Raw genomic sequence first — 23,294 nt, 5'->3', positions numbered from 1 at the left:
CGGATCCTGGGTGTCGTGGTGGCGTTCTTGTGCAGCCTCAGATGCATCGTTTCAGCTCCAGCATGACCTCTCGGGCCAAGAGTAAACCACGGCGTGAACCAATTAACCAATCATCCGGGACACGACAATTAGATGATTTAATGCGACCCGCCGACCGGCGGCACGCCCGCCGCTGCTGCCGCGCGCGCCTCCGCGTTGCGCCGGCGCAGCTCGGCGAGCTTTTCGCCGATGCGCAGCTCCAGCCCGCGCGGCACCGGCTCGTAAAAGCGCGGCTCGGCCATGCCGTCGGGGAAGTAGCGCTCGCCCGCGGCGAACGCGTCCGGCTCGTCGTGCGCATAGCGGTAGCCACGGCCATGGTCGAGCTGGCGCATCAGCGCCGTGGGCGCATTGCGCAGGTGCAACGGCACCGCGCGTGTGCCGTCGCGCGCCACGAAGGTGCGCGCGGCCTTGTAGGCGGTATAGACGGCGTTGCTCTTCGGCGCCACGGCCAGGTACACCACCGCCTGCGCCAGCGCCAGCTCGCCTTCCGGGCTGCCGAGTCGCTCGTAGGTCTCGGCCGCGTCCAGCGCCAGCCGCAGCGCGCGCGGGTCGGCCAGCCCGACGTCCTCGGTGGCCATGCGCACCAGCCGGCGCGCGACGTAGCGCGGGTCCACGCCACCATCCAGCATGCGCACGAACCAGTACAGCGCCGCATCGGGGTCGCTGCCGCGCACGCTCTTGTGCAGCGCGCTGATGGTGTCGTAGAACTGGTCGCCGCCCTTGTCGTAGCGGCGCAGCCGCTCGCCCAGCGTCGCCAGCAGCCAGGCTTCGTCCACCTCCGCGCGGCCCTGCGCGCGGGCGGTAACGGCGAGCGTCTCCAAGGTGTTGAGCAGCCGGCGCGCGTCGCCGTCGGCATAGGCCACCAGGCGCTGCCGCGCCGCGGGGGCCAGGGCCGGGACTTCGCCGGTCTCCTGCGCGCGGTCGATCAGCGCCTGCAGGTCGGCTTCCGCCAGCGGCTGCAGCACATACACCGTGGCGCGCGACAGCAGCGCGGCATTGACCTCGAAGCTCGGATTCTCGGTGGTGGCGCCGACGAAGGTGAACAGGCCGCTTTCCACGTGCGGCAGGAAGGCGTCCTGCTGCGCCTTGTTGAAGCGGTGCACCTCGTCGACGAAAACGAGCGTCGGCTGGGGATGCAGCCCGTGGCGCGCGGCCTCGGCGCGCTCCACCGCGTCGCGGATGTCCTTGACGCCGCCCAGCACCGCGCTGATGGCGATGAACTGGGCGTCGAACGCCTGCGCCATCAGGCGCGCCAGCGTCGTCTTGCCCACGCCCGGCGGGCCCCATAGGATGCAGCTGTGCGGCCGGCCGCTTTCGAACGCCAGCCGCAACGGCATGCCGGGGCTGAGCAGATGCGCCTGGCCGACCACCTCCGCGAGCGTGCGAGGGCGCAGCCGTTCGGCCAGGGGAACAGGGGGTGTCGGGGCCATGCGGCGATTGTCGCCCAGGTGCGCCCCGCGGCGCGTCCACGGCTTGACCGTCCTTACCACGCGGTGGCACGATGGCCGCATGGCTTTCGACACCTGGCTTCTGTACGCGCTGGCGGCCTTGGGGCTGTCGCTCTCGCCCGGGCCCAATGGCCTGCTGGCCCTCACCCACGGTGCGCTGTACGGGCGGCAGCGCACGCTCTACACCATCGCTGGCGGGGCGCTGGGCTTCGTCGTGGTGATTGCGCTGTCGATGTTTGGCATCGGGGCGCTGCTGCAGACGTCGCTGGTCTGGCTCACTGTCATGAAGTGGGTGGGCGGTCTGTATCTGGTGTACCTGGGCATCCAGGTCTGGCGGGCGCCCCCGATCGGCATGGACATACGCCCCAGCCAGCAGCGGCGCTCGGGGCTGTCGATGTTCCGCCAGGGGCTGCTGTCGGCCGTCACCAACCCCAAAGGGCTGCTGTTTTTTGCCGCGTTTCTGCCCCAGTTCATCGACCCGCATCGCAGCCTGTGGGGGCAGTTCGCGATCATGGCCGGCACCTTTGCCGTCATCGAGGTGATCACCGAAACCCTGATTGCGAGCACGGCCTCGCGCCTGACGCCGTGGCTGCGCCGCGTGGGCCGGCACTTCAATCAGGCCTGCGGCAGCGTCTTCATGGCCATCGGCGCGGCGCTGCCCCTGCGGGGCTGAGGCGGCATCGGCCCGGGCAGCGCCCGGGCATGCGGACCGGCGCGGCCGTCACTGGCGCAGCACCTCGGCGCCGGCGGGTGGCTGGAAGCGAAAGTTCGCCGCCGTGAATTGGGTCGAACGGTCCAGGGGGCCGAACCGCATCACAGAGCGCTGGCCGAAGCTGTCCAGGATGTCCAGCACCTCCAGCTGGCCCTGGCGAAATCCGATGCGGATGCGCTGCACCTGGCCGTCGCGCGCCTTGGGCACGGCTTCCACCCATTGCAGCCCGTCGCGCGACTCGCCCGCCGACAGGGTGAACGCCTGACGCACGGCACGCAGATCGGGGGCGGCCGCCAGCAACGCGGCCGGGGTGTTGGCCAGCACATCGGCCTGCCGGCGCGCGGTCACCTGGTGGAGGTCCGGGTCGTACAGCCACAGCGTCTGTCCGTCCGCCACGATGACTTGCTCGAACGGCTGGGTGTAGCGAAAGCGAAAACGGTCCGGCCGCAAAAACTCGAATTCGCCGCGGCTGGTGCGCGTGCGCGCCACGGCCTCGCCGTCGCGCAGGGGGGCGGTCACGGTCTGGGTGAATGCGGCGCGGCCCTGCTGCACGCCGGACAGAAAGGTCTCCAGCTCGCGCAGGCCCTCGGTTTGGGCCCGGGCGGACAGGGGCAACCAGCCGAGGGCGGAACCCGTCAAGGCGAGCAGTGCGAAGCGTCGTTGCATGTTGCTTGGAAAGGGATGGGGGTGGCGGGGTTCCGTGCCTGCGCCGGGGCCGGCGTGCGGCGGCACACCGGCCTCATTCGGTGCGGCCGCCAACCAGGATGTCGCGCTGGCCGCTGGCGGTCAAGGCGCTCACGAGGCCGGCCTTTTCCATGTCCTCCAGCAGGCGCGCGGCGCGGTTGTAGCCGATCTTGAGCTTGCGCTGCACATAGCTGATGCTGGCCTTGCGGTCCTGCAGCACGATGGCCACGGCCTGATCGTACAGCGGGTCTTTCTCGCCGCCGCCCTCGCCTTCGCCGCTCTCGGCGCCACCGAAGCCGTCGCCGCCCGTGCTCTCCAGCACATCCTCCACGTAGTCGGGCTCGCCGTAGCGCTCCTTCAGGAAGGCCACCACGCGGTGCACCTCGTCGTCGCTGACGAAAGCCCCATGCACCCGGGTCGGGAAGCCCGTGCCGGCCGGCATGTAGAGCATGTCGCCCATGCCGAGCAGCGCCTCGGCGCCCATCTGGTCGAGGATGGTGCGACTGTCGATCTTGCTGCTGACCTGGAAGCTGATGCGCGTCGGGATGTTGGCCTTGATGAGGCCGGTGATGACGTCGACGCTGGGCCGCTGGGTGGCCAGGATCAGATGGATGCCGGCGGCGCGTGCCTTTTGCGCCAAGCGCGCGATCAGCTCCTCGATCTTCTTGCCGACCACCATCATCAGGTCGGCCAGCTCGTCGATGACCACCACGATGTAGGGCAGGCGCGCCAGCGGCTCGGGCGCCTCCGGCGTCAGGCTGAAGGGGTTGGGGATCGACTCGCCGCGCTGCGCCGCCTCGTCGATCTTGGCGTTGTAGCCGGCCAGGTTGCGCACGCCCAGCTTGCTCATCAGGCGGTAGCGCTTTTCCATCTCGGCCACGCACCAGTTCAGGCCGTTGGCGGCCTGCTTCATGTCGGTGACGACCGGCGCGATCAGGTGCGGGATGCCCTCGTAGACGCTGAGCTCCAGCATCTTCGGGTCGATCAGCAGCAGCCGCACGTCCTTCGGCTCGGCCTTGTAGAGCAGGCTCAGGATCATGGCGTTGATGCCGACCGACTTGCCCGAGCCGGTGGTGCCCGCCACCAGACAGTGCGGCATGCGGGCCAGATCCACCACCACCGGATGGCCGGCGATGTCCTTGCCCAGCCCCATCGTGAGCAGGCTGCGGGCCTCGTGGTAGACCTGCGAGCCAAGGATTTCGCTCAGGTGGATGGTCTGGCGCCGCGCGTTGGGCAGCTCCAGCGCCATCAGACTCTTGCCGGGAATGGTCTCGATGACGCGGATCGACACCAGCGACAGCGAGCGCGCCAGGTCCTTGGCCAGATTGACGATCTGCGAGCCCTTGACGCCGGTGGCGGGCTCGATCTCGTAGCGGGTGATGACCGGGCCCGGCTGCGCAGCCACCACCTGCACCTCGACGCCGAAGTCGGCCAGCTTCTTCTCGATCAGCCGGCTGGTCATCTCCAGCGTCTCGGGCGCCACGGTGGCCGGCTGCCGCGCCGGCGGGTCGAGCAGATCCAGCCGCGGCAGCGGCGACTCGCCGTCGGCGAACAGCGCCTGCTGGCGCTCCTTGACGGCGCGGGCGCTGGGCTCCACCTCGGCCACGGTGGGCTCGATCTGCAGCCGGGCGGCGGACTTGGGTGCCGCGCTGCGGGTGCCCCCCCGCTCGGGCGGTGCCGCCGTGGGTGCCTCGGCGCGCGGGCCTGCGTCGGCCTCGGGCGCCAGCGGCGGCACGTCGAAGTGCGGCTCGTGCGGGGGATGCGCCGCGCGCGCCTCGGCCTCCTGGCGGCTGCGTTCGCGCGCGGCCCGCCGGCCGATGCGCACATCTTCGTCCACCTCGCGCCGCTCCCGCCGGGCTTCGATCCACTGGTCCACCGCCGCGCCGATGCGCTCGGCCACCTGCGCCCACGAGAATCGAAACACCACCGCCACCGACACCGTCCACACGCCCAGCGCCACCAGGGCCGATCCGGTGTCCCCCAGCCAGCGCAAGGCGACCGGGCCGGCCAGCTCGCCCAGGACGCCACCGGCGATGCGCCCGGGCACCCAGGCGTCCCAGCGGGTCAGCCGGCTCCATTCGAGCACGCAGCTGGCCCACATCAACCCCACCACGGCCACGCCGAACGCCGCCGTGCGCCACGCGGGCGTCTGCCACCAGGCAGGCCCGGGCGGCGGTGCGGGCGTGGCGCGCAACCAGCGGGCCAGCGACGCCAGCCAGGCGCGCGCCCCCGCAGCCAGCAGCCACCAGACCGAGGCGCCGAACAGGTAGTAGCCGATGTCCGACACCCACGCCCCCAGCCGCCCGCCCCAGTTGCGGTAGCCCACCCCCGTGCCCGAGGTGGACCAGGCCGGATCGGCCGCATCGTGGCTGAGCATGGCCAGAAAGGCAAAGGCCAGCACCACCGCGCCCAGGAGCAAGCCGATTTCTTGCGCGAATCGCTTCCAGCCCCTCCCCGGGGTGGCCAGGTCGGCGTTGAGGGCATTGACGGATCGGCTCATGGGCAAACGGGCAAGCTGGGTGGGCAACCCCGAGCTTAACCCGAGCGCGGCGCCCGACACCCCCGCACCTCCGTACAATCGTCGGCATGTCCACGCACGCCCACGTCCTCATCCTCGGCTCCGGCCCGGCCGGCTACACCGCGGCCATTTATGCCGCGCGCGCCAACCTCAAGCCGCTGCTGATCACTGGCCTGGCCCAGGGCGGCCAGCTGATGACCACCACCGAGGTGGACAACTGGCCGGCCGACGTGCACGGCGTGCAGGGCCCGGAGCTGATGCAGCGCTTCCAGCAGCACGCCGAGCGCTTCGCGACGCAGATCGTGTTCGACCACATCCACACGGCCGACCTGTCGCGCCGCCCGTTCACGCTCACCGGCGACGCCGGCACCTACACCTGCGACGCGCTGATCATCGCCACCGGCGCCTCGGCCAAGTATCTGGGCCTGCCGTCGGAGCAGGCCTTCATGGGCAAGGGCGTGAGCGCCTGCGCCACCTGCGACGGTTTCTTCTACCGCGGGCAGGACGTCTGCGTCGTCGGCGGCGGCAACACCGCCGTGGAGGAGGCGCTGTACCTGGCCAACATCGCGCGCAAAGTCACGCTGATCCACCGCCGCGACACCTTCCGCGCCGAAGCCATCATGGTCGACAAGCTGATGGACAAGGTGCGCGAGGGCAAGATCGAGCTGAAACTCTGGCATGTGCTCGACGAGGTGCTGGGCGACGACAAGGGCGTGACCGGCGTGCGCATCCGCCACGTCGAGTCCGGCACCACCGAGGAGCTGGCGCTGCAAGGCGTCTTTATCGCCATCGGCCACAGCCCCAACACGCAGATCTTCGCCGGCCAGCTGGAGATGAAGGACGGCTACATCGTCACGCGCGGCGGCCATGACGGCATGGCGACGATGACCAGCGTGCCGGGGGTATTCGCCGCCGGCGACGTACAGGACCACGTCTACCGCCAGGCCATCACCAGCGCCGGCACCGGCTGCATGGCGGCGCTGGATGCGCAGCGCTTCCTGGAACAGCAGCCCGCTTGAGCCGAGGCGCAACCTCCAGCATCGGCAACCCGGTATAATGTTGGGTTTGCTGCGGTCAGACGGCCGCGGCAAATTGGCCGTCCGCGAGCCGGAGCCGTCCACACGCCGTGTATTGTCCAGACCATCCCGATGGGGCACTCCACGTGTGGCAGGCGGCACAACACAGGACGCGGACGAGGTGCCGACCCGGGGCGACCGGGTGGGCTGTTCTGACTGGAGTGACCAACATGGCACGTGTGTGCGAAGTCACGGGCAAAAAGCCCATGGTGGGGAACAACGTCTCCCACGCCAACAACAAAACCAAGCGCCGGTTTCTGCCGAACCTGCAAACCCGCCGTTTCTGGGTCGAGAGCGAAAACCGCTGGGTGCGTCTGCGCGTCTCTGGCGCGGCGCTGCGCCTGATCGACAAAGTCGGCATCGATGCCGTCCTGGCCGACCTGCGTGCCCGCGGTCAGGCCTGATCACCACATAGGAGTCCATCATGGCTGCCAAAGGCGGACGCGAAAAGATCAAGCTGGAATCCACCGCGGGGACCGGCCACTTCTACACCACCACCAAGAACAAAAAGACCACGCCGGACAAGCTGGCGTTCATGAAGTTCGACCCGGTGGCGCGCAAGCACGTCGAGTACAAGGAAACCAAGCTCAAGTGACCGGCCAGCCGGCCCGCACGGCCGGCTGTCTTTCGAGCGATTTTCCGATCACCGCAACAAAAAACCGCCAGCGTCGCTGGCGGTTTTTTTATGGCTGCCCCCGGTTCAGGCGGCTGCGGGCGCCAGACGGGCCGCGCGCAAACGCTGGGCAAAATCGCTCAGGGCCTGGATGCCGCTGTGCTCGGCCCGATGAATCCACGCCTGCAGCTCGCGGGCCATCTGCTCGCGCGTCAGGGCGGTGTTGGACCACAGTTGGCGCAGCTCCTCGCGCATGGCGTGCATTTTGGCCAGGGTGGGCGCGGCGCCGAGCACCTGCTGCAGCTTGGCCCGCACCGGGGCCGGCACTTGGTCATCGTCGCGGTGCAGCCAGCGACGCGCCAGCTTCAACAGCGACTCGTCGCCGCCCGTCTTGGCCCGCAGGGTGTCCCATTCGGCCTGCATGGCCGCCCGCATCTGGCGCGCATAGCGGGCCATCACCTCGTAGCGGTTGGCGACGATGGCCTCCAGCGTCTGCTCATCGGCCACCGGCTTGGCGTCACCAAACGCCAGCTTGGGCGGCACCTTCTTGGGCTTGGCCAGCCCCAGCTTGGCCAGCGCCTGGATGTACACCCAGCCAATGTCGAACTCGTACGGCTTGACCGAGAACTTGGCCGAGGTGGGGAAGGTGTGGTGGTTGTTGTGCAGCTCTTCGCCGCCGATGATCAGGCCCCAGGGCGAGACATTGGTGCTGGCGTCCGGCGCCTCGAAATTGCGGTAACCCCAGTAGTGGCCGATGCCGTTGATGACGCCAGCCGCCCAGAACGGAATCCACACCATCTGCACCGCCCACACGGCCAGCCCCGCGGCGCCGAACAGCGCGACGTCGATGATCAGCATCAGGCTGACGCCCAGGCGCGAGTGCCGGGTGTACAGGTGGCGCTCGATCCAGTCGTCCGGCGTGCCATGGCCGTAGCGGCGCAGGGTTTCCTGGTTCTTGGCTTCGGCCCGGTAGAGCTCGGCGCCCTCCCAGAACACCTTGCGGATGCCGTACACCTGCGGGCTGTGCGGATCGCCCTCCTGCTCGCACTTGGCGTGGTGCTTGCGGTGGATGGCCGCCCACTCCTTGGTGACCATGCCGGTGGTCATCCAGAGCCAGAAACGGAAGAAATGCGACACCGCCGGGTGCAGGTCCAGCGCGCGGTGCGCCTGGTGGCGGTGCAAAAACAGCGTGACGCTGACGATGGTGATGTGCGTGAGCACCAGGGTAAACAGAACGATCTGCCACCACGAGGCTGCGGTCAGCCCCTGGGCCAGGAAGTCGATGAACAGACTCCAGGCCGACTCAAATCCAGACATGCAATCCCTTTACGCGAACCCAGCAAACTTGCCGATACGTCGCCGGCTGCCCAACCCGGTTGCACACCAACCGGCCTGATCCAGCGGCCACGCTGGGCATTGTAGGGCGAGCGCCCGCCATCACCAAGCGGGCTGCCGCACCGTTCGGCGGCTGCCGGCGACCTCCGGCGCCCTTTTTGCCTTCGCACCGCCTCGGCACCCTTCGCCAGCCATCCCCCGCGCGAGCCCACGGCGTTTGCTTGGATACTGTTTTTTTGTACAGTATTGGTATGGCACCGAACCCCCTGCGCCACGACGTCTGGTGGGCCGACCAGATGGCCCCGGTCACGCTGGCCACCCACACGACCGGGTGGGCGGCGCTGGACGCCGTGCTGCCGGGCGGCGGATGGCCGCTGGGTGCCGTGGTCGAATGCGCGCTGGATGCCGACACCCTGCCCTGGCGGCTGCTGCTGCCGGCGCTGCAGACGGCCGCCCAGCAGGGCCCGCTGGTGCTGATCGGCCTGCCGCTGGAGCCCAACGCCCACGCCTGGGCCGCCCAGGGGGTGGCCCCGGAGCGGCTGCTGCGCCTGCAGCCCACGGGCGATGCCGACGCCCTGTGGGCGGCCGAGCAGGCGCTGCGCTGCCCCGACGTCAGCCTGTGCTGGGTGCATTGGCTGCGGCCGACGGCAGGGCTGGTGCGCCGGCTGCAACTGGCGGCCTCGACCGCGCAGCGCGACGGCACCCGGCCCGGCGCATGGCCGGCCCCGCTGGTGCTGGCCAGCCATGACCGGGCGCACGGCTTGCCCGCCTCGGCCGCACCGCTCCGGCTGGACATCGGCGCGGGCGATGCCGATGGCCTGACGGTGCACATCCGCAAGCGACGCGGCCCACCGCTGGCGCACCCCGTGCGGCTGCAAGCCCCGCTGCCACTGCGCCGGTTGCTGCCCCCATCCCCGCCGGAAGACCCCACCCGCCATGCCACCGAATGCCCTGTGGATCGCCTGCCTGCCCGCCTACGGCTCGTCCACCCTTGAGCCCGCAGGCCCCTGGCTGGCCCGCTACGGCCCGCAGCCCGTACTGCACGAGGACGGCTGGCTGCTGGAGCTGTCGGCCAGCCAGCGGCTGTTTGGCGGGCGGGCAGCCCTGCTGCGGCGCCTGCGGCACGAAGGGGCCGCCTTGGGCTGGGGGCGGCTGGGGGCCGCGCCGACCGCCCTGGCCGCCTTGGCGGTCGCCCGCGCCACCCCCGCGGCCGGCGGCTTCGGTCACGCCCTGGGGCCGGACTGGTCGGCCCGGCTAGATGCGCTGCCCGCCAGCCACTTGGGCCCCGCCCGGCCGCATCGACCGGTGTTGGACGCCCTGGGGCTGCGCACACTGGGGGACTTGCGCCGCTGCCCGCGCGCGGGGCTGGCGCGCCGCACCGCGCCGGGCCTGCTGCAGGCGCTGGACGCGTTGTACGGTCAGGCACCGCTCGCCCTGCCCGGCTGGCAGGCACCGGAACGCTTTCACCAGACCCTGGCGCTGCCTGCCCCCAGCGCCGAGACCGCCGCCCTGGCCTTCGCGGGCCAGCGGCTGCTGGGCCAGTTGACGGCCTGGCTGCAGCAGCGGCAGGCCGGTGTGTTGCACTGGCGACTGGGCTGGCAGGGTCGCCCCGCGGCAACGGCCCTGGACTTCCGGCACCGGCGGCCCACGCGGGACACCCGGCTGCTGCGCTCGCAGCTCCACGACGCCCTGGCGCGCACCCGCCTCGATGCCGCGGTCGACGGGCTGTGGCTGGAAACCGTCCATGTCGTCCCGTGGAGCCCGGCATCTGCCACGCTGCTGCCGGACCGGCCAGCCGACGATGCCCTGAGCTGGGAGGCGCTGCTGGAACGACTGTCGGCCCGGCTCGGCCCGGCACGGGTGCAGACCGTGCAGCGCGCCGCCCATTGGGATCCGGCACGGCGTCAGCGATGGCGCGCCGCCCTCCAAGCCCCCCTGGATACCGAGGGACGCCGCGGCAGCGACCATGCGGCTGCGGCCCCTGCGCTCGCCCTGGCCGCCATGGCCACCCTGTGGGAGCCCCCCTGGTGGCTGCCACAGCCACGGCGGCTGGACACCGGCCCCGACGGGCACCCGCGCCTGAAGGGCCAGCGCTTGCGGCGGGTGCTGGGGCCGCAGCGCATCGCCACCGGCTGGTGGGACACCCCGGTGGCATGGGAGATGGGCGTGGCCACCTCGGCAGATGGGCGCTGCTGGTGGCTGCACCGCCACGCCCAGCCCGGCCCAACCAGCCCGGGGGAGTGGCGGCTTGCGGGGGTGTACGCATGACCGCGCCGGCCGCCCTGTTCACGCTGAGCCACTTCAGCTTCCTGCGCGGTGCCGCCAGCCCCGAAACTTTGGTCAGGCAGGCCCACGCGCTGGGGTATGCCGCGCTGGCACTGACCGACGACAACACCCTGGGCGGGGTGGTGCAGGCCCACGTAGCCGCGCGCGCATGCGGCCTGCCGCTGCTCGTGGGCAGCCACTGGCGGGTGCGCTGGCCGGTGCTGCCGGGCGGCGGATTCACGCTGGTGGCTTGGGCGGCGGACCGGGCCGGCTATGGCCAGCTCAGCGCCTGGATCAGCCGGCTGCGCCAGGGCCAAGCCACTGCGGCAAACGGCCGGGAACGCCACACCGCCGTCGCCGCAGACCCGCAGGCCCTGCCGCTGCACACGGACATCGACGACGTCCCCGACCTGCCCGGCTGCCTGCTCATGGCCGTGCCCTGGGCCTGGGCGCTGCCATCGGCCGACGACACCGCCTGGGCCACCGGCCTGCACGCCCTGGGGGGCTGGCTGCGCGAGCGAGGGGCGGACCGGGGCTGGCTGGGCATTACGGCCGAGGGGCGGCTGGAGGATGCCGCCTGGCAACGACGGCTGCTGGCCGCCGCCGCCCGCGCCGGCGTGCCCGCCGTCGCCGCGCCCGAAGTGCGCATGAGCCACCCCGGCGAGCAGCCCCTGCTCGACACCCTGACCGCGATCCGGCTGCAGCGCCCGCTGGCGGAGTGTGGATTGGCCCTCAGCGCGAACGCCGAGGCGCACCTGTGGCCCACCGCCCGTTGGCAGCGCCGCTTTGCCCCGGGTTTGATCGAGGCCACACGCGCGATTGCGCAGCGCTGCACCTTCCGGCTGGACGAGCTGCGCTACGAATACCCCCCAGAGATCGTGCCCGAAGGCCGCTCGCCCGCGCAGCACCTGCGCGTCCTGGTGGAGGCCGGCGCGCGCCAGCGCTACCCCCAGGGGACGCCCGCTGCCGTGCAGGCCCAGATCGCGCACGAGCTGGCCTTGATCGGCGAGCTGGCCTACGAAAAATATTTTCTGACCGTGCACGACATCGTGCGGTTTGCGCGCGAGCGCGGCATTCTGTGCCAGGGGCGGGGCTCCGCCGCCAACTCCGCGGTGTGCTACTGCCTGGGCATCACGGAGGTCGACCCCGCGCGCCACCCTGTGCTGTTCGAGCGCTTCATCAGCCGGGCGCGGGCCGAGCCGCCGGACATCGACGTCGACTTCGAGCACCAGCGCCGCGAAGAGGTCATCCAGTACCTGTACGCCAAATATGGCCGCGAGCGGGCCGCACTGGCCGCCAGCCTGATCCGCTGGCAGGGCCGCAGCGCCCTGCGCGACGTGGGCAAGGCGCTGGGATTTGCCCCCGACGCGGTGGACGCGCTGGCCCGCCAGTGCCGCCATCAGGCGCCACGGGATCTGGCCCCCGAGGCCGTGGCAGCCGCCGGTCTGCGCCCGGACGACCCGGCCGTTCGGCGCTGGCTGGATCTGGCCCAGGCCCTGGTGGGCGCGCCCCGGCACCGCTCGCAGCACACGGGCGGCTTCGTGCTGACCCGCGAGCCGCTGACCCACACCGTGCCGGTGGTCCCGGCGGCGATGCCGGGACGCACCGTCATCGAGTGGGACAAAGACGACATCGATGCGCTCGGCCTGCTCAAGGTGGACGTGCTGGCCCTGGGCATGCTCACCGCGCTGCACGGGGCGCTGCGGCTGGTCAGCCAGCGGCGCGGCCGCCCGTTTACCCTGGCCGACATTCCGCCCCACGACGACGCCACCTTCGCCATGATCCAGCGCGCCGACACGGTGGGCGTATTCCAGATCGAGAGCCGGGCCCAGATGAGCATGCTGCCGCGCCTGCGGCCGGCCTGCTTTTATGACCTGGTGGTGCAGGTGGCCATCGTGCGGCCCGGGCCCATCCAGGGCGGCATGGTCCACCCCTACCTGGCTGCCCGCGAGCGCCAGCGCCGGGGCGAGCCGCTGGCCCTGCCCCGGGCGGAGCTGCGCCCCGCCCTGGAGCGCACGCTCGGGGTGCCGATTTTTCAGGAGCAGGTGATGCAGATCGCCATGCTGGCCGCCGGCTTCAGCGCCGAGGAAGCCGACGCCCTGCGCCGCAGCATGGGGGCTTGGCGGCGGCGGGGAGAGCTGGAGCGGTTCGAGCGGCGCCTGCTCGACGGCATGGCCGCGCGCGGCTACGCGCCGGACTTCGCCCAGGCCATCGTGCGCCAGATCCGCGGCTTTGGGGCCTACGGCTTTCCGGAAAGCCATGCCGCCAGTTTTGCGCTGCTGGCCTGGGCCAGCGCCTGGCTGAAGTGCCACGAGCCCGCGGCTTTTCTGGCGGCGCTGCTCAATGCCCAGCCCATGGGCTTTTATGCGCCCGCGCAGCTGGTGCAAGACGCCCGGCGACACGGCGTGGTCGTACACCCCGTGGATGTGCGGATCAGCGACTGGGACTGCACGCTGGAGCCCGCCCACGGCGCCCCGGACCCCGCGGTGCGGCTGGGGCTGCGGCTGGTCCACGGACTCGGGGAGGCGGCCGGACGGCGCGTCGTAGCCGCGCGCCGCGAATGCCCCTGGACCGACGTGGACGACCTGGCACGCCGCGCCGCCCTGGATCGCAGCGCGCTGCAGGCCCTGGCGCGGGCCGACGCCCTGCGCGGACTGGCCGGGCACCGACGCCGGCAGTGGTGGGCCGTCAGCGGCTGGCATGCACCGCTGGCGCTGGAGCGGGCAGCCACCGTCCCGACGATCCCCGCGGGGATGAACGGGGCGCACGAGAGCAACGGGCCGGACGACGCGGACTGGCAACCGCCCCCCGCCCCTTTGGGCGAGGAGGTCTGGCAGGACTACGCCGGCACCGGCCTGAGCCTGCGCGCCCATCCCCTGGCGCTGCTGCGCCCGCGGCTGCCCGCCGCGCAGTGGTTGCCCGCGCAGCGGCTGCGGACCCAGCCCCACGGCCGCCTGCTGGGGGCCTGCGGACTGGTCACCGCCCGCCAGAAGCCCGCCACGGCCCAGGGCGTGCTGTTCCTGACACTGGAAGACGAAACCGGCACGGTGCCGGTGATCGTCTGGCGCCGCGTGCAAACACGCTTTCGGCAGGCGCTGCTGCAGGGGCGGCTGCTGGCCATCCGGGGCCAATGGCAACGCCAGGGCGACGGCGAGCATGCGGTCTGCCACCTGATCGCCGGGCATGTGCAAGACCTCAGCCCCTGGCTGGGCGAGCTGGCGGTGGCCAGCCGCGACTTTCACTGACCGCGGGGCGGCGTCAATCGGCTTTCAACCCCTTGGGCAGCGGAAAGCGCATGGTCTCCACCGGCCCGTCCAGGCGGCGCACGGCGGTGGCGCCCAACGATTTGAGGCGCTGCACCACGCCTTGCACCAGCGCTTCCGGGGCGGACGCACCGGCCGTCACCCCCACGCGGGGGGCCCGGGCAAACCACTCGTCGCGCAGCTCCGACGCGTCGTCGACCATGTAGGTGGGCACGCCCAGGCGCTCGGCCAGCTCGCGCAGGCGGTTGGTGTTGGAGCTGGTGGGGCTGCCCACCACGATGACGGCATCCACCTGCCGCGCCAGCGCCTTGACGGCATCCTGCCGGTTTTGCGTGGCATAGCAGATGTCTTGCTGCTTGGGCTCGCGCAGCGCGGGGAAGCGCGCGCGCACCGCCGCCAAGATCTCCGCCGTATCGTCCACGCTGAGCGTCGTCTGGGTGACGACGGCGATGCGCTCGGTCTGCGCGGGCTGCACCCGGGCCACATCGGCCACCGTCTCGACGAGGTGGATGCCGCCGTCGAGCTGGCCCATGGTGCCCTCGACCTCCGGATGGCCCGCATGGCCGATCAGGATGAACTCGTAGCCCTCGCGGCGCAGCTTGGCCACTTCCACATGGACCTTGGTGACCAGCGGACAGGTGGCGTCGAAGATCTGAAAGCCCCGGCGCTCGGCCTCGGCCTGCACGGCGCGGCTGACGCCGTGGGCGCTGAAGACCAACACCGCCCCGGGCGGCACATCGGCCAAGTCCTCGATGAACACCGCGCCGCGCTGGCGCAGATCGTCGACGACGTGGCGGTTGTGCACGATCTCGTGGCGCACATAGACGGGCGCGCCAAACTTGGCCAGCGCGCGCTCGACGATCTCGATTGCCCGGTCCACCCCCGCGCAAAAGCCGCGCGGCTCGGCCAGCAGCACCTCCTGGACGGCGGCGCTCATCACAGCACCCCGATGATGTGGACCTCGAACCGCACTGGCTGGCCCGCCAGGGGATGGTTGAAGTCGAACAACACGGCCCCGTCGTCGCGCACCTCGCGCACGAGGCCGGCGTAGCTGCCCCGCCCGTCGGGGGTGGGGAACTGCACCACGTCCCCCGGGGCGTAGCGCTCGTGCGGATCGCCCAGCGCGTCGAGCAGCTTGCGCGCCACCCACTGCTGCATGTCGGGCTGGCGCTCGCCAAAGGCCTCGCCGGCCGGCAGGTCGATCACGGTGTGGGTGCCCTCCGCCAAGCCGAGCAGACGCTGCTCCAGCGCCGGCGACAACTCCCCCGCGCCGAGCGACAGCGTGGCCGGCTGGGCCGCGAACGTGTCGATGAAGGCGGTGCCGTCCGGCCCGGACAGGCGATAGTGCAGGGTCAGGAAGGAACCGGGTTGGACGACGGGCATGGTGGTCAGGCCGCACGGCGGCGCGCGAAAATGCGCATTGTAGAAAACAGGGAGGAAACCATGGTGCGTGAATTGCCCCCCGAGGCCCGTCCGCGCGAGAAACTGCTGGCGCGCGGCCCGCAGGCCCTGGCCGATGCGGAACTGTTGGCGCTGCTGCTGCGCACGGGCCTGGCCGGTCAGCCCGTGCTGCACTTTGCCCAGGCGCTGCTGGACCGCTGGGGCGGCCTAAGCGGCTTGCTGCAGGCGACGCCGGCGCAACTGGCCAGCGTCAAAGGGCTGGGGCCGGCCAAGCGGGCCGAGCTGCTGGCCGTGACCGAGATGGTGCGGCGCGCCTTGAGCGAGCGGCTGCGCGAGCGCCCGGTGCTGGACGCACCGGCGGCGGTGATGGATGTGCTGCGGCTGCACATGGCCGACCGGGCGCACGAGGTGTTTGCCGTGCTGTTTTTGGACAGCCAGCACCGCCTGATCGCGCTGGAGGAGCTGTTTCGCGGCACACTCGACCAGACCAGCGTCTATCCGCGCGAGGTGGCCTTGCGCGCCCTGCACCACGGCGCGGCCGCCATCATCCTGGCCCACAACCACCCCAGCGGCGTGGCCGAGCCCTCGCGCGCCGACGAGGCGCTGACCCGCAACCTGAAGGCCGCGCTGGGTTTGCTGGACATCCGGGTGCTGGATCATTTCATCGTCACGCGCGCGGGCTGCACCTCGATGGCCGAGCGCGGGCTGATCTGAACGGCGCGCCGGCGGCGCTGGCGGGACTTGCGGGACAATCGGCGCTGCCATGAAAGTGCGAACGCTGGCCGACCTGAGGCAAATTCAGAAGGCGATGGCCCAGCGCGCCGCGCAGGCCGCCGCGGCGCGGGCCGCCGCCGAAGCCGCCCGGCGCGAGGCCGAGGAGCGCGCGCAGCGCGACCGGCTGCTGTTCGAGCGCGCCGTCGGCCCCGTGCAGCGGCTGGCGCCGCACGGCCGCATCGAGCCGCAACGGCCGCGCCCGAGGCCGGTGCCGCACCAGCGTCAGGCCGACGAACGTGCGGTGATGCAAGCCGCCCTGAGCGACGAATTCGACGTCGAAACCCTGCTGCACACCGACGAGCACCTGAGCTTTCGCCGCCCTGGCATCGGCCCCGACGTGGCCCGCCGCCTGCGGCAGGGCCACTGGGCCATCCAGGCCGAGCTGGACCTGCACGGCCTGCGCACGGACGAGGCGCGGGAGCGGCTGGCGGCCTTCATCCGCGAGGCGCACAAGCACGGCCTGCGCTGTGTGCGCGTGGTGCATGGCAAGGGCCTGGGCTCGCCGGGCAAGACGCCTGTCCTCAAGGGCCGGGTACACAGCTGGTTGGTGCAAAAAAGCGAGGTGCTGGCCTTTGTGCAGGCCCGGCCGGCGGACGGCGGGGCGGGCGCTCTGGTGGTGCTGCTGCGCACGGCCAGCCATGGCCGGGCCTGAGCGGCAGGGTGGCGGTCACTGCGCGGCGCGGCGCAGCGTCTGCACCACGGGCGTGCGCAACACCCCGCGCAGGGTCCACCAGCCCGCCAGCAGCGCCAGCCCGGCACCCACCCCCGTCCCGGCCAGCGGCACCCAGCCGGAGACGCTCCAGTCGAAATCGAACACGAAGCGCGCCAGCGCCCAGCCGACGGCCACCGCCACCGCCGAAGCCAGCGCCCCCGCCAGCGCGCCGACACCGAGCAGCTCGGTGCGCTGCACCCGGCGCAGCAGACCGGACTGGGCCCCCAGCGCACGCAGCACGGCGTAGTCGCGCTCGCGCTCGGCCCGCGTGGCCCCCACCGTCGCCAGCAACACCACCACCCCGGCCGCCAGGCTGAATCCGAACAAAAACTCCACCGCACGGATCACCTGCCCCAGCACACGCTGCACCTGGGCGACGGCGGCGCTGGTGTCCACATTGGTCACGTTGGGAAAGCGCTGCAACAGCAGCCGGTCGAACCCGGCCTGGGCCGGCGCGCGAAACGCGGCGATGTAGGTGTAGGGCACCTCCGCCGGCATGGACTGCACGGGAAACAGCGCAAAGAAATTCACATGCATCGAGGCCCAGTCCACTTTGCGCAGGCTGGTGATGCGCGCCTCGTGCGGCACGCCCGCGATGTCGAACGTCATGCGATCGCCCAGGCGCAGGCCCAGCGTCTCGGCCAGACCGGTTTCGATGCTGATGGCCCCCGCTTCGTCGGGCTGCCAGCGCCCGGCGGCAAGCGGGTTGTGCGCCGGCAACTCGCGGCTGTAGGACAGGTTGAACTCGCGCTCGACCAGCCGCTGCGCGCGGTCGCCGTTGAATTGTTCCGGCCGCACGGGCTGGCCGTTGATGGCCACGAGGCGACCGCGCACCATGGGGTACCAGTCGTAGCGGTCCACGCCCTGCGCCTGCAAATGGGCGCGGAAGGGCTCGGCCTGGTCGGGCTGGATGTTGATGACGAAGCGATTGGGCGCATCCGGCGGCGTGGCTTGGCGCCAACTGTCGATCAGGTCGGTGCGCAGCAGCACCAGCAGCACCAGCGCGAGCAGCCCCACGGCCAGGCTGGCCACCTGCACGACGGCGTAGGCCGGGCGGGCCGTGATCTGGCGCGTGGCCAGCACCAGCCAGCGGGGGGCATGGGTTTCGCGCACCAGCAGGCGCAAGGCGCCCAGCGCCCCCCAGGCGACGGCGGCAAAAATCCCCACCGCCGCCGCAAAGCCCCCGACGGCGATGACCCCCAGCGTCAGGTCCCGGCTGGCGGCCAGCAACAGGGCGGCAAAGCCCAGCGCCCCGCCGCCAAACACCGCCAGCGTGGCCGGCTGCAGGCCGCCCACGTCGCGCCGGATGACCCGCAGCGGGGGCACCCGCGCCAGTTGCAGGACCGGCGGCAACCCAAAGGTGGCCATCAAAACCAGCCCCACGCCCAGCCCCAGTCCCACCGGGGCCCACCCCGCCGCCGGCAACTGGGTCTGCATCAACCCGGACAGCCACCACACGAACACGAAGTGCACGCCAAACCCGACGGCCGTGCCGACCGCGGCCGCCGCCAGCCCGGCCAGCCCGAACGCGACGGCATAGGCGCGGGCCATCGTCGCCTGCGCCAAACCCAGCACGCGCAGCAGCGCACAATCGTCCAGATGGCGCAGCGCATACTGGCGCGCCGCCACGGCCACCGCCACGGCGGCCAGCAGCGCGGCCAGCAGCGCCACCAGACTCAAAAATTGCTCGGCCCGCTGCAGGGTCTGCTGCAATTCCGGCCGGCCGGACTCGAAGCTCTCGATCTGGGTGCCGCGCTCGCCGGTGTCCGCCAAACGGGCCTTGGCCCATGCCTCGAACCGGCGCACCGCCGCAGCGTCGCCGGCCACGACCAGCCGGTACTGGATGCGGCTGGCCGGCTGCACCAGGCCGGTGGCCGCCAGATCGGACTCGGCAATCAGCACACGCGGCGCAAACGACAGAAAACCCGCGCCCCGGTCCGGCTCCAGCGCCACGATGCGGGTCAGGCGAAACGGCCGGTCGCCCAGCCACAAGGGCTGCCCCAGGCGCAGATTCAGCACCTCCAGCAAGGCGGCATCCACCCAGGCCTCGCCCGCCGGCGGCGTGCCGGGGCCGGCCTGTCCGACCACGTCCTCCGGATCGGTCGTGGTGCGCAGTTCGCCGCGCAGCGGGTAGCCCGCCGCCACGGCCTTGAGCGAGACCAGCCGCGCCTCGCCACCGTCCGCATCGTCGGCGCGGGCCATGGTCGGGAAGGTCAGATGCCGCGTGACCGCCAGCCCCAAGGCCCGGGCCTGGGCTTCGTATTCGGGCGGCACGGGGTGGTCGCTGCGCAGCACCACGTCGCCCCCGAGCAGTTGGCGCGCGTCGCGCTGCAGGCCGGCCTGCAGGCGGTCGGCAAAGAAGGCCACGGCCGTCAGTGCCGCCACCGCCAACGCGATCGCCAGCACGAGCACGGTCAGCTCGCCGGCGCGCCAGTCGCGCCACAGGGCGCGCCAGCCCAGGGTCCAGGCGGATGGGGCGGCGCGGGAGCGGTCGGTCGGGGTCGTCACGCGGGTACGACCGAGCGACGCCTCACTTGGTTCCGAAGATGCGGTCGCCGGCGTCGCCCAGGCCCGGCACGATGTAGCCGTGCTCGTTCAGGCCGCGGTCCACCGCCGGGGTGTAGATCGGCACGTCCGGGTGGTGGGCGTGGAAGTTGGCGATGCCTTCCGGGCACGCCACCAGGCAGACGAAGCGGATGGAACGCGGCGTCAGGCGCTTGAGCAGGTCCACCGCCGCCACCGCCGAGTTGCCGGTGGCCAGCATCGGGTCGAGCACGATGACGTCGCGCTCCTCCATGCCGGAGGGCATCTTGAAGTAATACTCCACCGGCTTGAGCGTGGCCGGGTCGCGGTACAGGCCGATGTGGCCGACGCGGGCGCTGGGCAGCACCTCCAGCATGCCGTCCAGAAAGCCGTTGCCGGCGCGCAGGATCGAGGCCAGCACGGTCTTCTTGCCGTCGATCATGCGGCCGGTGGTGGACTCCAGCGGGGTTTCGATGGTCACCTCGTGGGTGGGGATGTCGCGCGTGACCTCGTAGGCCAGCAGGGCGCTGAGTTCGTGGATGAGCTGGCGAAAGGTCTTGGTGCTGGTGTCTTTGCACCGCATCAGTGTCAGCTTGTGCTGCACCAGCGGGTGATCGATGACGTGGACTCGACGTTCGGCGGCTTCACTCATGGCAGCGGAGTATCCCACACCAGCCGCTCAGGGTGGGTGTAGCACAGGAAGCGCGTGTGGGTGGCGCGGCCGATGGCGCACAGGCCCAGCCGCTCGGCCACCTCCAGCCCCATTTGCGTGATGCCGCTGCGCGACACGACGATGGGCACGCCCATCTGCGCGGCCTTCAGGATCATCTCACTGGTCAGGCGCCCGGTGGTGTAGAAGACCTTGTCGTCGCCGCGCAGCAGCGCGCCGCCCTGCAGCCAGGTCCAGCCGGCGATGGTGTCCACCGCGTTGTGGCGGCCGACGTCCTCGACGAAGATCAGCAGCTCCTCGCCCCGGAACAGCGCGCAGCCGTGTACCGAGCCGGCGCGCTTGTAGACCGAGTCCTGCTCGCGCACCGCGCGCAGGATGGCGTAGAGCTGCGACTGGCGCAGCCGGGCGTCGGGGTCGAGCTGGATGGCGTTGGCCGCCTCCATGACGCTGGCGAAGACGCTGCCCTGCCCGCAGCCGGTGGTGACAATGCGCTGCGCGGTGCGCGCCTCCAGTTGCGGCAACCCGGCGCGCGTGCGCACCGCGGCGGCGCCGACGTCCCAATCGACGGTGATCGACTCCACCTGCGCCGGCGACTCGATCAGCCGCTGGTTGCGCAGATAGCCCAGCACCAGCCATTCCGGGTACGCACCCAGCGTCATCAGCGTGACGAGTTCGCGCTTGTCGACGTAGACGGTGAGGTCGCGCTCGGCCGGGATGTGGATCGTGCGGCGCTGGCCGAATTCATCGACCACCTCCACCGCGCGCGTCAGCGGGGCGGCGGCCGCCGACAGGCGCGGGGGGCACGGCGCAGCCGACAGCGGCGCGCCGAACGAGGACGGCTCGGACAACCACATGGGGCAGTGGGCGGATCAGGACTTTTTGGCCGGCGCGGCGGCAGGGCCGGCCGGAGCGGCGGGCGCACCGGGTTCGGCAAACCGGCCCGGGTCGGCACACGCCGGCGCCCCCGCCGGCTTGGCCGCCTGCGGATGCTGCTTGAAGTAATGTTCGGCCGCACGCTCGGCGGCCTTGCAGGTCTTGAACGCATCGACCTTGGCCTGATGCGCGGCCTTGGCCTTGGCCAGCTCGGCGGCGGCCTTTTGTTCTTCGGTCAAGGTCGGGGCGGGCAGTTTGGCCCAAGCGGCGGTGCTGCCCAGCAGCGCGGCCGTCAACAGCGCCAGCCGCCACGTCGGGGTGATGGATCGCATGGTTCGGTCCCTCCTGCAATGCTCAGGTGGTGGCGCGCGCCGGAGCCACGGGCTGCGCGGCCGGGGCACTGCGCTCAGCCGGGATGCGGCCGGCCTGGATGTCCTCGTACCAGAGCTGGTGGTGCTCGCGCGCCCAGGTCTCGTCGACGTAGCCGGTCTTCATCGCCCGGTAGGCGCCTTCGGTGCCGACCGTGCCCATGTAGATGTGGCCGATGAACAGCGCCACCATCAGCAGCGCGGCGCTGGCGTGGATCATGTGCGCCAGCTGCATGTGCGCACGCAGATACTCCAGCCCCGGCACCAGCTTGTCCAGCACCAGGCCGGAGCCGACCACCACCAGCCCGAGCACGAACACGCCGCCCCAGAACACGATCTTCTCGCCAGCGTTGAAGCGGTGCGACGGCACCTCGCGGTCGCCGAACAGGCCGCCGAAGCGCGTCAACCACGCCCAGTCCTCGCGCCGCGGCAGGTTGTCGCGCACGAAGGTGGCGATGATGATGACCAGCGACACCGCGAACAGCGGCCCGACGAAGTTGTGCACGTTCTTCAGCGCGTAGGTCAGCCAGCCGAACAGCGTGGCGCCGACGACCGGCCGCAGCACGTACTGGCCCAGCGCCATCACCAGCCCCGACACCGCCAGCAGCACGAAGGCCGCCGCGTTGGCCCAGTGCGCCGCGCGCTCGAACGGCGTGAAGCGCTCGATCCTGCGCCCGGTCTCGGGCGCGTGCAGCTTCAGCGGCCCCTTGGTGAAGTAGAAGATCGCCACCGCCAGCAGTGCGATCAGCACCAGCGAGCCGCCGTAGGGCAGGATGACGCGGTTGCGCACCTGGCGCCACGCCTCGCCGGCGTTGGTGGCGGCCGAACCGGGGTACTGCACGGTGGGCTGGATCAGCACGCCGTATTCGCGGTACGGGAAGTTGACCACGCCCTCCACGCCCTGCCCCACCTGCCGCCACATCGGCGCGTTGTTGCCGGGCTGCACCTGGGCGCGTTCGGCGTTGTTCTGCGTCGCGTAGCCGGGCTGGCTGGCCGCATCCACCAGCGTGCGCGGTTCCCCTGCGGGAGCGGGTGCGGCCGCCGGGGCCTGCTGCGCCAGCGCCGCAGCGGCCACTGTCAGCGAGGCGGCCAGCGCCGCCAGCCGCGCCAGCGCGCGCGCGGCCGGGATCGGGATCGTGCTCATGGCCACACCTCCGGCTTCACTGGGCGGCGCCGCCCGGCGGGCGGCTGTACTCGTTCTGGCCGTACTGGGCGCGCGCACGCAGGTGCTGCGCCCAGGCGTTGCGGTCACCCGCCTGCCAGCCCGAATCGGCAAAGGCGGGCGCCGTGCTGCCACGGTACGGCGGCTGGTCGGATTTGATGCCGGTGGCGGTCTGCGGCCGCTCGCAGCCGGCCAGCAGGGCCGCGGCGAGGACTGCACCGGCGGTGAGGGTGATGGGACGCGTGCGCATGATCAAGCCCCCGCCTTGGATTGCGTGCCGTAAGCCGTGCCCCAGCCCCACACCTCGGCGCCCTTGCCGCGCTGCAGCACGCGGGTGCGGAAGATGTCGGCGATCACGTCGCCGTCGCCGGCCAGCAGCGCCTTGGTGGAACACATCTCGGCGCAGGCCGGCAGTTTGCCTTCGGCCAGGCGGTTGCGGCCGTACTTCTCGAACTCGGCCTGGCTGCCGTTGGCCTCGGGGCCGCCGGCGCAGAAGGTGCATTTGTCCATCTTGCCGCGCACGCCAAACGTGCCCTGCCCCGGAAACTGCGGCGCGCCGAACGGGCAGGCGTAGCTGCAGTAGCCGCAGCCGATGCAGATGTCCTTGTCGTGCAGGACGACGCCTTCCTCGGTGCGGTAGAAGCACTGCACCGGGCAGACCGCCATGCACGGCGCGTCGGAGCAGTGCATGCAGGCGACCGAGATCGACTTCTCGCCCGGCACGCCGTCGTTGAGCGTGACGACGCGGCGGCGGTTGACGCCCCAGGGCACCTCGTGCTCGTTCTTGCACGCGGTCACGCAGCCGTTGCACTCGATGCAGCGCTCGGCGTCACAGATGAATTTCATGCGGGCCATGGT

Annotated in this window: 22 protein-coding genes; 9 read left to right on the top strand and 13 right to left on the bottom strand. The window is 71.5% G+C overall.

What is annotated here, in order from left to right:
- Positions 1-137: 137 nt before the first annotated feature.
- A complete protein-coding gene (locus Tfont_RS10830; protein WP_143969451.1) occupies positions 138-1,469 on the bottom strand; it encodes a replication-associated recombination protein A in 1,332 nt (443 codons plus the stop codon).
- 79 nt (positions 1,470-1,548) lie between these two features.
- On the opposite strand from Tfont_RS10830, the gene Tfont_RS10825 reads away from it, so the two are divergent.
- Positions 1,549-2,160, top strand: a complete 612-nt coding sequence (locus Tfont_RS10825) for a LysE family translocator (protein ID WP_143969450.1) — start codon at positions 1,549-1,551, stop codon at positions 2,158-2,160.
- A gap of 48 nt (positions 2,161-2,208) precedes the next feature.
- Here Tfont_RS10825 and lolA read toward each other — a convergent pair whose 3' ends face one another.
- Positions 2,209-2,865, bottom strand: coding sequence for an outer membrane lipoprotein chaperone LolA (gene lolA, locus Tfont_RS10820; protein WP_143969448.1), 657 nt, complete (start codon positions 2,863-2,865; stop codon positions 2,209-2,211).
- 73 nt (positions 2,866-2,938) lie between these two features.
- A complete protein-coding gene (locus tag Tfont_RS10815; RefSeq protein ID WP_143969447.1) occupies positions 2,939-5,383 on the bottom strand; it encodes a DNA translocase FtsK in 2,445 nt (814 codons plus the stop codon).
- A gap of 86 nt (positions 5,384-5,469) precedes the next feature.
- Between Tfont_RS10815 and trxB the strand changes: the two genes are divergently transcribed.
- The 3 genes from trxB (at position 5,470) to rpmG (ending at position 7,072) form a co-directional block, all read left to right on the top strand.
- Positions 5,470-6,420, top strand: coding sequence for a thioredoxin-disulfide reductase (gene trxB, locus Tfont_RS10810; RefSeq protein ID WP_143969446.1), 951 nt, complete (start codon positions 5,470-5,472; stop codon positions 6,418-6,420).
- Between the two features lie 227 nt (positions 6,421-6,647).
- Positions 6,648-6,881, top strand: coding sequence for a 50S ribosomal protein L28 (gene rpmB, locus Tfont_RS10805; protein ID WP_043698877.1), 234 nt, complete (start codon positions 6,648-6,650; stop codon positions 6,879-6,881).
- A gap of 20 nt (positions 6,882-6,901) precedes the next feature.
- Positions 6,902-7,072, top strand: a complete 171-nt coding sequence (rpmG, locus tag Tfont_RS10800; RefSeq protein WP_068608721.1) for a 50S ribosomal protein L33 — start codon at positions 6,902-6,904, stop codon at positions 7,070-7,072.
- 105 nt (positions 7,073-7,177) lie between these two features.
- Here rpmG and Tfont_RS10795 read toward each other — a convergent pair whose 3' ends face one another.
- On the bottom strand, positions 7,178-8,407 hold the full coding sequence (locus Tfont_RS10795) for a DesA family fatty acid desaturase (RefSeq protein ID WP_143969444.1): 1,230 nt from the start codon (positions 8,405-8,407) through the stop codon (positions 7,178-7,180).
- A 269-nt stretch (positions 8,408-8,676) separates the two neighbouring features.
- On the opposite strand from Tfont_RS10795, the gene Tfont_RS10790 reads away from it, so the two are divergent.
- From Tfont_RS10790 to Tfont_RS10780, 3 genes are read left to right on the top strand one after another with little or no spacing between them, the layout of a single operon-like run.
- Positions 8,677-9,420 (top strand): hypothetical protein, encoded by a 744-nt coding sequence (locus Tfont_RS10790; RefSeq protein WP_143969442.1) that lies wholly within the window; start codon positions 8,677-8,679, stop codon positions 9,418-9,420.
- The gene (locus Tfont_RS10785; RefSeq protein ID WP_143969441.1) at positions 9,362-10,693 is read left to right on the top strand and encodes a DNA polymerase Y subunit UmuC family protein; all 1,332 of its coding nucleotides are present in this window, start codon (positions 9,362-9,364) and stop codon (positions 10,691-10,693) included. The genes Tfont_RS10790 and Tfont_RS10785 overlap by 59 nt, the downstream gene beginning before the upstream one ends.
- Positions 10,690-13,935, top strand: a complete 3,246-nt coding sequence (locus Tfont_RS10780) for an error-prone DNA polymerase (RefSeq protein ID WP_143969439.1) — start codon at positions 10,690-10,692, stop codon at positions 13,933-13,935. The genes Tfont_RS10785 and Tfont_RS10780 overlap by 4 nt, the downstream gene beginning before the upstream one ends.
- 13 nt (positions 13,936-13,948) lie before the next feature.
- On the opposite strand, the gene ispH is transcribed toward Tfont_RS10780, so the two are convergent.
- Positions 13,949-14,890, bottom strand: a complete 942-nt coding sequence (ispH, locus tag Tfont_RS10775) for a 4-hydroxy-3-methylbut-2-enyl diphosphate reductase (protein WP_143969437.1) — start codon at positions 14,888-14,890, stop codon at positions 13,949-13,951.
- Positions 14,890-15,336, bottom strand: coding sequence for an FKBP-type peptidyl-prolyl cis-trans isomerase (locus tag Tfont_RS10770; protein ID WP_068608709.1), 447 nt, complete (start codon positions 15,334-15,336; stop codon positions 14,890-14,892). The genes ispH and Tfont_RS10770 overlap by 1 nt, the downstream gene beginning before the upstream one ends.
- A 60-nt stretch (positions 15,337-15,396) precedes the next feature.
- Between Tfont_RS10770 and radC the strand changes: the two genes are divergently transcribed.
- Both radC and Tfont_RS10760 read left to right on the top strand, forming a co-directional pair.
- Positions 15,397-16,068, top strand: coding sequence for a RadC family protein (gene radC / locus Tfont_RS10765; protein ID WP_068608707.1), 672 nt, complete (start codon positions 15,397-15,399; stop codon positions 16,066-16,068).
- Positions 16,069-16,117: 49 nt separating this feature from the next.
- Positions 16,118-16,780, top strand: a complete 663-nt coding sequence (locus tag Tfont_RS10760) for a Smr/MutS family protein (RefSeq protein WP_143969436.1) — start codon at positions 16,118-16,120, stop codon at positions 16,778-16,780.
- A 15-nt stretch (positions 16,781-16,795) separates the two neighbouring features.
- Here Tfont_RS10760 and Tfont_RS10755 read toward each other — a convergent pair whose 3' ends face one another.
- From Tfont_RS10755 to fdh3B, 7 genes are read right to left on the bottom strand one after another with little or no spacing between them, the layout of a single operon-like run.
- Positions 16,796-19,348, bottom strand: a complete 2,553-nt coding sequence (locus Tfont_RS10755) for an ABC transporter permease (protein WP_143969435.1) — start codon at positions 19,346-19,348, stop codon at positions 16,796-16,798.
- Between the two features lie 22 nt (positions 19,349-19,370).
- A complete protein-coding gene (upp, locus tag Tfont_RS10750) occupies positions 19,371-20,015 on the bottom strand; it encodes a uracil phosphoribosyltransferase (RefSeq protein WP_143969433.1) in 645 nt (214 codons plus the stop codon).
- Positions 20,012-20,887: a formate dehydrogenase accessory sulfurtransferase FdhD gene (locus Tfont_RS10745; RefSeq protein ID WP_068608699.1), complete on the bottom strand. Its 876-nt coding sequence runs from the start codon at positions 20,885-20,887 to the stop codon at positions 20,012-20,014. The genes upp and Tfont_RS10745 overlap by 4 nt, the downstream gene beginning before the upstream one ends.
- Before the next feature lie 15 nt (positions 20,888-20,902).
- The gene (locus tag Tfont_RS10740) at positions 20,903-21,238 is read right to left on the bottom strand and encodes a hypothetical protein (protein ID WP_143969432.1); all 336 of its coding nucleotides are present in this window, start codon (positions 21,236-21,238) and stop codon (positions 20,903-20,905) included.
- Positions 21,239-21,260: 22 nt separating this feature from the next.
- Positions 21,261-22,418: a formate dehydrogenase subunit gamma gene (locus Tfont_RS10735; RefSeq protein WP_068608695.1), complete on the bottom strand. Its 1,158-nt coding sequence runs from the start codon at positions 22,416-22,418 to the stop codon at positions 21,261-21,263.
- Between the two features lie 16 nt (positions 22,419-22,434).
- Complete coding sequence (locus Tfont_RS10730; RefSeq protein ID WP_068608693.1) at positions 22,435-22,686, bottom strand: hypothetical protein; 252 nt, start codon at positions 22,684-22,686, stop codon at positions 22,435-22,437.
- Between the two features lie 2 nt (positions 22,687-22,688).
- Positions 22,689-23,291, bottom strand: a complete 603-nt coding sequence (gene fdh3B / locus Tfont_RS10725; RefSeq protein ID WP_068608691.1) for a formate dehydrogenase FDH3 subunit beta — start codon at positions 23,289-23,291, stop codon at positions 22,689-22,691.
- Between the last annotated feature and the right edge of the window lie 3 nt (positions 23,292-23,294).

The organism is Tepidimonas fonticaldi, from assembly GCF_007556755.1.
GTDB classification, from domain to species: Bacteria; Pseudomonadota; Gammaproteobacteria; order Burkholderiales; family Burkholderiaceae_C; genus Tepidimonas; species Tepidimonas fonticaldi.
This window is presented reverse-complemented; position numbering and strand designations above follow the sequence as displayed.